The sequence below is a fragment of the Streptomyces sp. NPDC033221 genome (assembly GCF_055577005.1).
The window spans coordinates 39,319-52,048 of sequence record NZ_JBVIQN010000048.1 but is presented as its reverse complement, the minus strand read 5'-3'; the positions used below and the strand labels follow the sequence as shown (position 1 = coordinate 52,048).

At 70.8% G+C, this 12,730-nt stretch carries 8 protein-coding genes; 2 read left to right on the top strand and 6 right to left on the bottom strand.

The genetic code is table 11. The annotated features are described in order from the left end of the window. Window positions 1–593 precede the first annotated feature (593 nt). The 3 genes from ACZ53K_RS38535 to ACZ53K_RS38525 form a co-directional block, all read right to left on the bottom strand. A complete protein-coding gene (locus ACZ53K_RS38535) occupies window positions 594–1,556 on the bottom strand; it encodes a carbon-nitrogen hydrolase family protein (protein ID WP_468846538.1) in 963 nt (320 codons plus the stop codon). Between the two features lie 193 nt (window positions 1,557–1,749). Then, window positions 1,750–2,661 carry an acyl-CoA thioesterase gene (locus ACZ53K_RS38530; protein ID WP_468846535.1) on the bottom strand — a complete coding sequence of 304 codons (912 nt, stop codon included), beginning with the start codon at window positions 2,659–2,661 and terminating at the stop codon, window positions 1,750–1,752. Window positions 2,662–2,734: 73 nt separating this feature from the next. Continuing rightward, entirely contained in the window at window positions 2,735–5,248 is a 2,514-nt protein-coding gene (locus tag ACZ53K_RS38525) for a DEAD/DEAH box helicase (protein ID WP_468846533.1), read from the bottom strand. A gap of 147 nt (window positions 5,249–5,395) precedes the next feature. On the opposite strand from ACZ53K_RS38525, the gene ACZ53K_RS38520 reads away from it, so the two are divergent. Continuing rightward, window positions 5,396–6,187 (top strand): metal-dependent hydrolase, encoded by a 792-nt coding sequence (locus ACZ53K_RS38520; RefSeq protein ID WP_468846531.1) that lies wholly within the window; start codon window positions 5,396–5,398, stop codon window positions 6,185–6,187. Window positions 6,188–6,309: 122 nt separating this feature from the next. On the opposite strand, the gene ACZ53K_RS38515 is transcribed toward ACZ53K_RS38520, so the two are convergent. Then, window positions 6,310–8,091 carry an ABC transporter ATP-binding protein gene (locus tag ACZ53K_RS38515; RefSeq protein ID WP_468846528.1) on the bottom strand — a complete coding sequence of 594 codons (1,782 nt, stop codon included), beginning with the start codon at window positions 8,089–8,091 and terminating at the stop codon, window positions 6,310–6,312. Next, window positions 8,088–9,932 carry an ABC transporter transmembrane domain-containing protein gene (locus ACZ53K_RS38510; RefSeq protein WP_468846525.1) on the bottom strand — a complete coding sequence of 615 codons (1,845 nt, stop codon included), beginning with the start codon at window positions 9,930–9,932 and terminating at the stop codon, window positions 8,088–8,090. The genes ACZ53K_RS38515 and ACZ53K_RS38510 overlap by 4 nt, the downstream gene beginning before the upstream one ends. Window positions 9,933–10,243: 311 nt before the next feature. On the opposite strand from ACZ53K_RS38510, the gene ACZ53K_RS38505 reads away from it, so the two are divergent. Continuing rightward, on the top strand, window positions 10,244–10,927 hold the full coding sequence (locus tag ACZ53K_RS38505; RefSeq protein WP_468846522.1) for a L,D-transpeptidase family protein: 684 nt from the start codon (window positions 10,244–10,246) through the stop codon (window positions 10,925–10,927). A 57-nt stretch (window positions 10,928–10,984) separates the two neighbouring features. Here ACZ53K_RS38505 and ACZ53K_RS38500 read toward each other — a convergent pair whose 3' ends face one another. Continuing rightward, a complete protein-coding gene (locus ACZ53K_RS38500) occupies window positions 10,985–12,466 on the bottom strand; it encodes a Gfo/Idh/MocA family protein (RefSeq protein ID WP_468846519.1) in 1,482 nt (493 codons plus the stop codon). Window positions 12,467–12,730: the final 264 nt, after the last annotated feature.

Genomic DNA, 12,730 nt, shown 5'->3' with positions numbered 1-12,730 from the left:
GCAACAACTCCCACAGGTCTTCCGGCGCCATCCGCTCGACAAGCGCAGCAGTCATCACCCCAGACTCCCGCAAGATCACACCAACTGAAATGGCGTCTTAGGGGTTCATCTGCCGGAGATCCCCGTCACTGCTGCTACCCGGTGGTCCTGGCCACCACGTCCGGGGGCGGGCTGGTTACGGGCTGGACGCGGCGCCGTGCCAGGCGCCAGCGCGGAGTAATGCTGGAGCAGCGTGGCAGCTCGTCGCTATGTCGACTCAAGAGGGGTTTCTGCGATTCCGGGGGCCCGCCGGAATGGCTGGACGGCTGAGAAAGGTGCGGGGTGGGTCGATAGCTGACATAGCCACCCCTGTGCCGGGTTTTGACGCACCCGGCACCGGCACCGCGCTGGCGCTGGCGGAGATGTCTGCTCAGCCGCCTGAGGGCTCGTGGCGGGTGTCGGTGGCGGTGGCTGGGGCCGGGGCGGTGGCCGCGGCCCGCTGTCGGATGGGCCGAAGCCGGGTTGCGGCTCTCGGGATTCGGGTTGGTTACTCTCGTTACCCACCGCGTAACGATTGGGCACGACAACCCCGCATGGAGCCGTGACCGCCTGCTCTACCGCCCCGGAAGCGAACCAGGGCGCTGACCCTCGCGATCGCTCAGGACGACGCCTTGCTTCGCACGTTCGTCGACGTGGAGCGTGAAGATGTCCGGCCGGGAGTAGTGCCCCGTCACATCCAGGTCGAAGCGTGCCCGGGCGAGTTCGTCGAGATCCAGCTCGGCGGTGAGGGTGCCCTCGCCGTCCCGCAGCGGTCCGGCCAGCACCTCCCCGAGCGGGGAGACGATGACACTGCCTCCACCGATCAGCACAGTGCCGGCCTCGTCGCCCTGTACCGGGTGTACATCCACCGGCAGGTCCGCGCGCGTCAGATACTGGCAGGCGCTGAGCACGAAGCACCGGCCCTCCAAGGCGATGTGCTGCATCGTTGCCTGCCAGCTCACCCGGTCGTCCACTGTGGGCGCGCACCAGATGCCGACGTTCTCGGTGTACATCGCCGTGCGGAACAGCGGCATGTAATTCTCCCAGCAGATGGCCGAGCCCAGGCGAGCCCGGCCGGTCTCGATCACCGGCATCGTGGAGCCGTCGCCGAGGCCCCAGATCAGCCGCTCGGAACCGGTGGGCATCAGCTTCCGGTGCTTGCCCAGCAGCCCGTCCGGCCCGAAGAACAGCGCCACGCAGTACAGGGTGTGGCCGCTGCGCTCGACCGCCCCGACCACGGCATGGCACCCCAGCTCACGGGTCAGCGCTCCCAGCGCCTCGGTGGCGGGACCGGGTACGTCGATCGCCCCGTCCCAGTAGCGGCGGAACTCCTCACGCCCGGGTGCGGACCGGGACCCCACGGTCACCCCGAAGTCCAGGCCCTTGGGGTAGCCGCCGATGAACGCCTCCGGCAGAACGACGAGCTCAGCGCCCTCCCGCGTGGCCGCGGTGATGAGCCGCTGCGCCTTTGCCAATGCCTCGCCCGTATCGAACAGCGGAGACCCTGCCTGAACGACGGCCACCTTCATGCGGTCCATGACGCAAAGATACGGAGAGAGGTGCGAAGAAAGATATGGAGTTCGCACAGAGAACACAGAGTGGGCTGCGATATCGCGCGGAGGAGGGCGGGCCACCGAAACGACAGACGGCCTGGTCGGCTGATCGGTTGGTCGGACCGTGAGGGAGCCCGCTACCGCATCACCGGCCGGCCCGGGCCCAGACCCAGCCCCTCTACGCCCCCGCCTCTTCCTCGTACGGGCGTTCCAGGCTGTGGTCCTTGGTGTGGGGGCGGAGGAGGCCTTCCTGGACGACGGAGACGAGGAGATTGCCCGCGCGGTCGTAGATGCGGCCGCGGGCCAGGCCGCGGCCACCGGTGGCGATGGGGGACTCCTGGTCGTAGAGGAACCACTCGTCGGCGCGGAAGGGGCGGTGGAACCACATCGCGTGGTCGAGGGAGGCCATGTCGAAGCCGCGCGGGCCCCAGAGCGGTTCGATCGGGATGCGGACGGCGTCCAGCAGGGTCATGTCGCTGGCGTAGGTCAGCGCGCAGGTGTGGATCAGCGGGTCCTCGTCCAGGGGGCCGACCGCGCGCATCCAGACCGCGCTGCGCGGCTCCGCGCCCTCGATCTCCTCCGGCTTCCAGCGCAGCCGGTCGACGTAGCGGATGTCGAAGGGCTGTCGGCGGGCCATCCGCTCCAGCGCTTCGGGCAGCCCGCCCAGGTGCTCGCGCACCTCCTCCGCGACGGTCGGCAGTTCCTCGGGGGCGGGCACCACACGGCGCATCGGCAGCTGGTGTTCGAAGCCCGGTTCGGGCCGGTGGAAGGAGGCGGTCAGGTTGAAGATCGTGCGTCCCTGCTGGACGGCGACCACGCGGCGCGTGGTGAAGGAGCGGCCGTCCCGTACCCGCTCCACCTGGTACACGATCGGCACCCCGGGCCGACCCGGGCGCAGGAAGTACGCGTGCAGCGAGTGCACGGGCCGGTCGCCCTCCGTGGTGCGGCCGGCCGCGACCAGCGCCTGTCCGGCCACCTGCCCGCCGAAGACGCGCTGGAGGCTTTCCCGCGGGCTGCGGCCGCGGAAGATGTTCACCTCGATCTGCTCCAGGTCCAGCAGATCCACCAGGCGCTCGGCGGGATTGGTCATGGCCGTACGTCCTCCGTCGGGTGTGTCGACGCCCTTGTCGGGCGTCGCGCCCCTCGTGGGGCGCGGCATCCGGTCACAGCTGTCCCACGGCGGTGACGCGCACGACCGCGCGCCCCTCCTCGTCGGAGGCCGCCAGGTCCACCTCCGCGGAGATGCCCCAGTCGTGATCGCCGTTGGGGTCGGCGAAAGTCTGCCGTACCTTCCACAGCCCGTGCTCGGGTTCCTCCTGAATCTGCAGCAGCTTGGGGCCCCGCGCATCCGGACCGGTGCCCAGCTCGTCGTACTCGTCCCAGTACGCGTCCATCGCCTCGCCCCAGGCGTCCGCGTCCCAGCCGGACTCGGCGTCCATCTCGCCGAGCTCCCCGACCTTGTCCAGCGCGGCCAGCTCGACCCGCCGGAAGAGGGCGTTGCGTACCAGCACCCGGAACGCGCGGGCGTTCGCGGTGACCGGCTTGACCTGGTCGGCCCGCTCGGCGGCCTGCTCGGCGGTCTCCTCCGCCGGGTTGGCCAGCTGCTCCCACTCGTCCAGCAGGCTGGAGTCCACCTGGCGGACCATTTCACCCAGCCAGGCGATGATGTCCTCGAAGTCCTCGGACTTCAGATCGTCCGGCACGGTGTGGTCGAGTGCTTTGTAGGCGCTCGCGAGATAGCGCAGGACGATGCCCTCGGTGCGCGCGAGCTCGTAGAACGAGGTGAACTCGGTGAAGGTCATCGCCCGCTCGTACATGTCGCGGATGACCGACTTCGGCGACAGCGGGTGGTCGCCGACCCACGGGTGGCTCTTGCGGTAGAGGTTGTACGCGTGCGAGAGCAGCTCCTCCAGCGGCTTGGGGTACTCGACGTCCATGAGGCGCTCCATGCGGTCCTCGTATTCGACGCCGTCGGCCTTCATCTGGGCCACCGCCTCGCCCTTGGCCTTGTTCTGCTGGGCCGCGAGGATCTGCCGCGGGTCGTCGAGGGTGGACTCCACCACCGAGACCATGTCCAGCGCGTAGGAGGGCGACTCCGGGTCCAGCAGGTCGAACGCGGCCAGCGCGAAGGTGGACAGCGGCTGGTTGAGCGCGAAGTCCTGCTGGAGGTCGACGGTCAGGCGGACGATCCGTCCCTCCGCGTCCGGTTCGGCGAGGCGCTCGACGATGCCGCCGTCCAGCAGCGAGCGGTAGATGGCGATGGCGCGGCGGATGTGCCGCAGCTGGTTGCGGCGCGGCTCGTGGTTGTCCTCCAGCAGCTTGCGCATCGCCTCGAAGGCGTTGCCGGGCCGCGCGATCACGGACAGCAGCATGGCGTGGGTGACCCGGAAGCGGGAGGTCAGCGGCTCCGGCTCGGCGGCGATCAGCTTCTCGAAGGTGTTCTGGCCCCAGTTGACGAAGCCCTCCGGCGCCTTCTTGCGTACGACCTTGCGGCGCTTCTTGGGGTCGTCGCCGGCCTTGGCGAGCGCCTTCTCGTTCTCCACGACGTGCTCGGGCGCCTGTGCGACGACGAAGCCGGCGGTGTCGAATCCGGCGCGGCCCGCGCGCCCCGCGATCTGGTGGAATTCCCGGGCCCGCAGCGTCCGTACCCGGGTCCCGTCGTACTTGGTCAGGGCGGTGAACAGCACGGTACGGATGGGGACGTTGACGCCGACGCCGAGCGTGTCCGTACCGCAGATGACCTTGAGCAGGCCCGCCTGGGCGAGCTTCTCGACGAGCCGGCGGTACTTGGGCAGCATGCCGGCGTGGTGGACACCGATACCATGCCGGACATAACGGGACAGATTGCGTCCGAACTTGGTCGTGAACCGGAAGTTCCCGATCAGCGCCGCGATCTGGTCCTTCTCCTCACGGGTGCACATGTTGATGCTCATCAGCGCCTGCGCCCGCTCCACGGCCGCGGCCTGCGTGAAGTGCACGATGTAGACCGGGGCCTGCCGCGTCTCCAGCAGCTCGGTCAGCGTCTCCGTCATCGGGGTCGCCCGGTATTCGTACGACAGCGGTACGGGCCGGGTCGCGGACCGTACGACCGAGGTCGGCTTGCCGGTGCGCCGGGTCAGGTCCTCCTCGAACCGCGTCATGTCGCCGAGCGTCGCCGACATCAGCACGAACTGCGCCTGCGGCAGTTCCAGCAGCGGGATCTGCCAGGCCCAGCCCCGGTCCGGCTCGGCGTAGAAGTGGAACTCGTCCATGACGACCTGACCGATGTCGGCGTCCTTGCCGTCCCGCAGCGCTATGGAGGCGAGCACCTCGGCCGTGCAGCAGATGACCGGCGCGTCCGCGTTGACGGAGGCGTCGCCGGTGAGCATGCCGACGTTCTCGGTGCCGAAGAGCTTGCACAGGTCGAAGAACTTCTCCGACACCAGGGCCTTGATCGGCGCGGTGTAGAAGGTGACCTGGTCATGGGCGAGGGCGGTGAAGTGCGCACCGGCCGCGACCAGGCTCTTTCCGGAGCCGGTGGGGGTGGACAGGATGACGTTCGCCCCCGAGACCACCTCGATCAGCGCCTCCTCCTGGGCAGGGTAGAGCGCGATGCCCTGCTGTTCGGCCCAGCTCGAAAAGGCTTCGAAGAGGGCATCGGGGTCGGCGTCGTTCGGGAGATGATCGATGAGGGTCACGCCCCCATACTGCCTTCCCCTGGTCCGGATCGGACAACCGGCGGGTCAGACCTAGATCATCTGACGCTACGCTGTGTCGCCGACCCGGCGTCAGAAACCGGGCATCCGAGCTTTGAGTCCAGAACGATCCGGGGATGGGGAACGACCATGATGGGACCGGCGCACTCGCTGTCCGGCGCTGCGGCCTGGCTGGGGGTGGGCGCGGCGACGGCGGCCGCGGGGTATCCGATGCCCTGGCCGGTACTCGTCGTCGGCGCGCTGATCAGCGCCGGTGCGGCGCTCGCCCCCGACCTGGACCACAAGTCGGCCACGATATCGCGCGCCTTCGGACCGCTCTCACGGTCGGTGTGCGGCGTCGTCGACAGCATCTCGCACGCGGTCTACAAGGCCACGAAGATGCGCGGTGACTCGAACCGCAACGGCGGACACCGCACCCTCACTCATACGTGGGTGTGGGCGGTCCTGGTCGGCGGCGGCATGTCCCTGCTGGCGGTCACGGGCGGCCGCTGGGCGGTGCTCGGCATCCTCTTCGTCCACATGGTGCTGGCGATCGAGGGACTGCTGTGGCGGGCGGCCCGGGTCTCCAGCGACGTCCTGGTGTGGCTGCTGGGCGCCGCGACGGCCTGGATCCTCGCCGGAGTCCTGGACCAGCCGGGCAACGGCGCGGGCTGGCTGTTCACCGAGCCCGGCCAGGAGTACCTGTGGCTGGGCCTGCCGATCGTGCTGGGCGCGCTGGTCCACGACATCGGCGACGCGCTGACCGTCTCGGGCTGCCCGATCCTGTGGCCCATCCCGATCGGCCGCAAGCGCTGGTACCCGCTCGGCCCCCCGAAGGCGATGCGGTTCCGCGCCGGAAGCTGGGTGGAGCTGAAGGTACTGATGCCCGCGTTCATGCTGCTGGGCGGGATCGGGGGGCTGGGGGCCTTGGGGTACATCTGACGGTGTCGCGGGGGGACGAGGACTGCGGGCGCCCCCCGCCGCCGTACGACGGCCCGTACCGCAGCCCGTACGACCCCCCGCGCGCCCGCCCAAGCAGCTGCCCCCCACCAGGCCCCCTCGTGCTATCCGTGCCACGACCTCCACAACGCCGCATAAGCCCCGTCCGCCGCGACCAGCTCATGATGGCTGCCCAGCTCGCTGATCCGGCCCTCCTCGACCACCGCGATCACATCCGCGTCGTGCGCGGTGTGCAGCCGGTGGGCGATCGCGACGACCGTACGGCCGTCCAGCACCCGGCCCAGTGAGCGTTCCAGGTGCCGGGCCGCGCGGGGGTCCAGCAGCGAGGTCGCCTCGTCGAGGACGAGCGTGTGCGGGTCGGCCAGCACCAGCCGGGCCAGTGCGATCTGCTGGGCCTGTGCGGGGGTGAGGGGGTGGCCGCCCGAGCCGACCTCGGTGTTCAGGCCGCCGTCGAGCGCCCGCGCCCAGTCGTCCGCGTCGACCGCGCCGAGCGCGGCCCACAGTTCGGCGTCCTCGGCGTCCGTACGGGCCAGCAGCAGGTTGTCGCGCAGTGAGCCGACGAAGACGTGGTGCTCCTGGTTGACCAGTGCCACATGTTCCCGTACCCGCTCCGCCGGCATCCGGGACAGTTCGGTGCCGCCGAGTGTGATCTCGCCGGTGCGCGGGGCGTAGATCCCGGCGAGCAGCCGTCCGAGCGTCGACTTGCCCGCGCCGGACGGCCCGACCAGCGCCATCCGCGTCCCCGGGCGTACCCGCAGCGAGACCTCGTGCAGGACGTCGACGCCGGCGCGGTAGCCGAACCGTACGTTGTCCGCCCGTACGTCCCGTCCCGCCGGCTCCGCCCGTTCGTCGGCGGCGTGCGGCTCGATCTCCCGTACGCCCACCAGCCGCGCGATGGAGACCTGGGCGATCTGGAGTTCGTCGTACCAGCGCAGGATCATCGACACGGGCTCGCTCATCATCTGCGCGAGCAGCGCGCCGGTCGTCAGCTGCCCCGGCGTGAGCCAGCCGCGCAGCACGAACAGGCCGCCGAGCAGCAGCACCGAGCCCAGGATCAGCACATGCGTGACGTTGACGACCGGGAAGAGCACGGAGCGCAGGTAGAGGGTGTAGCGCTCCCATCGGGTCCATTCGCGGATCCGGCGTTCGGACAGCTTGATGCGGCGTTCGCCGAGCCGGTGCGCCTCGATGGTCCGGCCCGCGTCCACCGATTCGGTCAGCGCCGCCGAGACGGCGGCGTATCCGGCCGCCTCGGAGCGGTAGGCGTGCGGGGCCCGCTTGAAGTACCAGCGGCAGCCGACGAGCAGGACGGGCAGGCCGACGAGGACGGAAAGGGCCAGCGGGGGAGCGGTGACGGTCATGCCGCCGAGCAGCAGCGCGATCCAGACCACGCCGATCGACAGCTGCGGCACGGCCTCGCGCATCGCGTTGGACAGCCGGTCGATGTCCGTGGTGATGCGGGACAGCAGATCGCCGGTCCCGGCCCGTTCCAGTACGCCCGGCGGCAGGGCCACGGACCGTACGAGGAAGTCCTCGCGCAGATCCGCCAGCATCCGTTCGCCGAGCATCGCGCCGCGCAGCCGTACCAGACGTACGAACACGGTCTGGACGGCGAGCGCGAGGACGAACAGGCCGACAACGCGTGTCAGGTGGAGGTCGCGGGCGCCGTCGCCCAGGTCCTCCACCACACCGCCGAGCAGGTACGGGCCGGCCATGGAGGCGAGCACGGCGACGGCGTTCACGGTCACCAGCAGGACGAAGGCCCGCCGGTGCCGGCGGATCAGCCCGCCGACGTACGCGCGTACGGTCGCGGGCGAGCCGACCGGCAGGGTCGTGGCCGTCCGCGGGGCGTCCGGATCGTGCTCCGGTGGCGCCAGGCCGATCATGCGCTCTCCTCGATGTGGTCGATCCGGTCGGTGCCGGTACGGGCGAAACGCCGGCCGGCCGTTGCCGGGCCGGCCACGGACGCGGCCGCCGGCTCGGGTTCGTCTTCGGTCTCCCGGGTCACCACGGCCCGGTAGGCGGGGTCGGTGTGCAGGAGTTCACGGTGGGTGCCGGTGCCCGCGACCCCGTCCGGGCCGAGGAAGACCACCCGTTCGGCGCGGTCCAGCAGCAGCGGGCTGGAGGTCAGGACCACGGTCGTGCGGCCCGTCCGCAGGGCGCGCAGCCCGTCCGCGATACGGGCCTCGGTGTGCGAGTCGACGGCGCTGGTCGGCTCGTCCAGGACCAGCACCTCGGGGTCCGTGACCAGCGACCTGGCCAGTGCCAGCCGCTGCCGCTGCCCGCCCGACAGGGACCGGCCGCGCTCGGTGATGTGGGTGCGCATCGGGTCGCCGGAGTCGTCGGCCGAGTTCTGCGCCAGCGCGGTCAGCACGTCGCCGCACTGTGCCGCCGTCAGCGCGTCCTCGGCCCGTACGGATCCGGCGGACGGGATGTCCAGCAGTTCGCCGAGCGTTCCGGAGAGCAGGATGGGGTCCTTGTCCTGGACGAGGACGGCGGTACGGGCAAAGTCGCGCGGTACGTCGTCCAGCGCGGTGCCGCCGAGCAGGACCGACGGGGTGCCGTCCGGCGTGTCGGCGGGGTGGCCGCCGAGCCGGTCGGCGAGCCGTCCCGCCGCGTCCGGGTCGCCGCAGACCACGGCGGTGAGCTGCCCGCTCGGTGCGCACAGCCCGGTGACCGGGTCGTACAGGTCGCCGCCGAGTGCTCCGGCCCCGGTGATCCGCCCGTCGGCGGGCCGGCTCAGCGCGAGAACGCGTGCGGTGCGGGTGGCCGAGGGCTTGGAGAAGGAGTAGGCCTGAGCGATCTCTTCGAAGTGCCTGAGGGGGTACAGCAGGAACGTCACCGCGCTGTACACGGTCACCAGTTCGCCGACCCCGATCCGGCCGTCGAGCGCGAGCCCGGTCCCGTACCAGACCACCGCGATCAGCAGCAGTCCGGGCAGCGCGACCTGGACCGCGGAGATCAGGGACCACATGCGGGCGCTGCGTACGGCGGCCCGGCGGACGTCCTGGGAGGCGCGCCGGTAGCGGCCGAGGAAGAGTTCCTCGCCGCCGATGCCGCGCAGGACGCGCAGGCCGGCGACGGTGTCGGAGGCCAGTTCGGTCGCCCGGCCCGCTTTCTCGCGCTGCTCGTCGGCGCGGCGGGTCGCGGGCGGCAGCAGCGGCAGTACGGCCAGTGCCAGTACGGGCACGCCGACCGCCACGACCACGCCCAGCACGGGCTGGTAGACCACCAGGGCCACGCAGACGCCGACGGAGGTCAGGGCCGCGGCCCCGAACCGGGAGACGGCCTCGACGAACCAGCCGATCTTCTCCAGGTCGGCGGTGCTCACGGCCACGATCTCACCGGCGGCGACCCGCCGGGTCATGGCCGACCCCAGCTCCGTGGTCTTGCGTGCCAGCAGTTGCTGGAGACGGGCCACCGAGGTGATCCAGTTGGTGATCGCGGCGCGGTGCAGCATCACGTCGCCGACCGCGACCAGGGCGCCGAGCAGCAGCAACAGCCCGCCGGCGAGCAGCAGCCGGGAGCCGGAACGGTCCACGACGGCCTGCACCGCGAGGCCCACGGGGACGGGGAAGGACGCCACGCCACCGGTGTGCACCAGCCCCCAGCACAGTGCCTTGGTCTGTCCGCCGAGCTGCTGCCGGTACAGCCAACGGAGCAATCGGCCGCCGGAGCGGACGTCCGGGACCCCTGGGTCGGCATGGGGAAGATCGCGAATGTGCATGATGTCCAAAGTTCGGTCGGATGGCGGCGTTTCGGAGCTGGACGTGGCCGAGTGCCGGCCGGAAGGCCCGGTGACCGGCCCGAGGAATGGCGGGCCGGTGCCGGTCGCCGTGCAAGCGCGCGGGCGGAAGGAAGGACGCGGCTTCGGGGGAGCCATGGAAGACTGGCGCGTCACGGCACCCCGGTTCAACCGGTTTTCCGCGCGGGGCGCACACAACGGGACGCTGTCGTACGGCCCGTACGCGCCCTCGGGGTGCGACCATGGGAGCCATGCGAACTGCGTGCTGCATGGTACGAAGGGCGGCGCCGGCCATGGTGGGCTTGATCCTCCTGGCGGGCTGCGGCGCGAGCGGCGGATCGGCGAAGGACAACAGCAAGGGCAGCGGCGGCCGCACGGCCGAGGCTGCCGGATACGCGAAGAACATCCCGGGCGTGGGCGCGAAGCTGCGCTCGCGCATCCCCCGGGACACCCGGCAGGTCGTGGCCGTGTACGGCAAGGGCGCCGACTCGCCCGACGCCACGCTGGCCCTCTACGATAAGGCCGCCAAGGGGTGGCAGCGCACCGCGACCTGGCCCGCGCACAACGGCAGGAAGGGCTGGACCGCCGACCACCACGAGGACGACCTGCGCAGCCCGGTCGGCGTCTTCGGCCTCTCCGACGCGGGCGGCGTACTGCCCGACCCGGGCGCGAAACTGCCGTACACCCACTCGTCGGCCTTCACCCCGCCGCCGTACTGGGAGAAGAAGACCCGGCACGACTTCGACCACGTCATCGCGATCGACTACAACCGGGTCAAGGGCACCACGCCCCTGGACCCGACCCGGCCGCGGGGGCAGAAGAAGGGCGGCGGCATCTGGCTCCACCTGGACCACGGCGACGGCACGTCCGGCTGCGTGAGCATCTCGAAGGCGGGCATGGTCGAGCTGCTGCGCACGCTCGACCCGCGGCGGCATCCCGTCGTCGTCATGGGGGACATCGCGCGGCTCGCCGCCTGAAACCGCCCGGTGGTGCCGGGGCCGGACGGGGCGTCAGGCCCGCCCGGCCCCGCCCGGTCACTCCTGCGGCTTCGGGGAGTCCACGCCCTGCCGCGGCTTGCGCCACAGCCCCCGGGTGAAGTCCGGGATCTCCTGCGGTTCGCCCTTCGCCTTGATCGAGGCGTGGCTCAGCGGCACCGGCGCGCTCCAGACGGCCGCGTCGTACACGTCGAAGTCCGGTACGAGCCCGAGATGGAAGCACTGCATGAGCCGGTACAGCATGATGTAGTCCATGCCGCCGTGGCCGCCGGGCGGGTTGGAGTGCTCCTTCCACAGCCAGTGGTCCCACTCCGCGTACTTGCTGAAGTCCCCCCACTCGTCGTTGGTCTGGTCGGGTTCGATGTAGATCCGCTCCGGGTAGTCCTCGAAGACGCCCTTGGTGCCGCCGAGGCTGTTGATACGGCTGTACGGGTGTGGCGTGGACACGTCGTGCTCCAGTCGCAGCACCCTGCCCTTGGCGGTCTGGATGAGGCTGAAGGTGCGGTCGCTCTCGATGTACGACTCCCGCCAGCTCGGGTCGCCGGGCGGCATGTGCGCCTCCCGGTATTCGGCGAGTCCCAGTGCGGGCGTGCCGAAGCTGGAGATCCGTACCACCCGGTCGCCGCGGTTGATGTCCATGTAGTTGGCGATCGGCCCGAAACCGTGGGTCGGGTAGAGGTCGCCGCGCAGCCGGGTGTGCCACAGCCGCCGCCACGGGCCCTCGTAGTACGTCGGGTCGAACATCAGCTGGCGCAGGTCGTGGTTGTACGCGCCGGCGGCGTGCAGCAGCTTGCCGAAGCGGCCCGCGTGCGCCATCCGCAGGACGCGCATCTCGTTGCGGCCGTAGCAGCAGTTCTCCACCTGCATACAGTGGCGGCGGGTGCGTTCGGAGAGGTCGACCAGTTCCCAGAGCTGGTCCATGCGCATGGAGACCGGGCATTCCACGCCGGCGTGCTTGCCGCCCAGCAGCGCGGCCTTGGCCATCTCGAAGTGCCAGTCCCACGGGGTGGCTATGTAGACGTAGTCCAGGTCACCGCGCTCGCACAGGTTCTCGAAGTCCTCGTCGCCCTTGGTGTAGACGGCCGGCGCGGGCTGTCCGGCCGCGGTGACCAGCTGGGCGGCCTTCGCCGCTTTCTCCTTGACCGGGTCGCAGAGCGCCACCACCCGTACGCCCGGGATGGCGAGGTAGAGGGGCAGCATGCCCATGCCGCGGTTGCCCAGGCCGATGATGCCGATCCGTACCGTGCTCCGTCTTTCGAACGGTACGCCGATCATGGTCTTGTGCCGGCCCTTGGGAGCCGCTTCCGCCGGTCCGGAGGCGGCCGTTGCCGCCGCTCCCCGGTCGGCGTCGGCCGCGGCGGCGCTGCCCGTGCCCAGCCCGGCGATGCCGAGGCCGGCTCCCGCCGCTCCGGCGGTCCACAGAACGGAGCGTCTGCTGGGCCCGGCCCCTTCGGGACCGGGCCCCTCCTCGTGGCCGTCGTTCTCGCGGGGCTCGTGGTTCTGCGATGGTGCCTCGTTCATCGGTCCTCCATGGGAACGGATGGTGCGTGGCGGAAGCGTGAACCTCGCAGAGGACCTTGACGCTTGTGCGGCTCGCTGCACAAGAGGGCCGCCAGGACTGATCTTTTGTACGGAGGTCCGGGGGTCTGCCTGCTGTGGACCGGCGGCGGAGGGAGTCCGTTTCTTGCCCGAACTCCCGGACATGCTTGTGGGAGCTCTTGACGAGGCAACCGGCGGAACGTCAGGCTCCTTTGGACATTCCCTCCGTGGAGGATCGGTACGCGG

Bases quoted from the DNA above. Each gene is read 5' to 3' on its own strand.
- ACZ53K_RS38535 (WP_468846538.1), bottom strand. From the start codon at position 1,556: ATGGACCGCATGAAGGTGGCCGTCGTTCAGGCAGGGTCTCCGCTGTTC.
- ACZ53K_RS38530 (WP_468846535.1), bottom strand. From the start codon at position 2,661: ATGACCAATCCCGCCGAGCGCCTGGTGGATCTGCTGGACCTGGAGCAG.
- ACZ53K_RS38520 (WP_468846531.1), top strand. From the start codon at position 5,396: ATGATGGGACCGGCGCACTCGCTGTCCGGCGCTGCGGCCTGGCTGGGG.
- ACZ53K_RS38515 (WP_468846528.1), bottom strand. From the start codon at position 8,091: ATGATCGGCCTGGCGCCACCGGAGCACGATCCGGACGCCCCGCGGACG.
- ACZ53K_RS38510 (WP_468846525.1), bottom strand. From the start codon at position 9,932: ATGCACATTCGCGATCTTCCCCATGCCGACCCAGGGGTCCCGGACGTC.
- ACZ53K_RS38505 (WP_468846522.1), top strand. From the start codon at position 10,244: ATGGTGGGCTTGATCCTCCTGGCGGGCTGCGGCGCGAGCGGCGGATCG.
- ACZ53K_RS38500 (WP_468846519.1), bottom strand. From the start codon at position 12,466: ATGAACGAGGCACCATCGCAGAACCACGAGCCCCGCGAGAACGACGGC.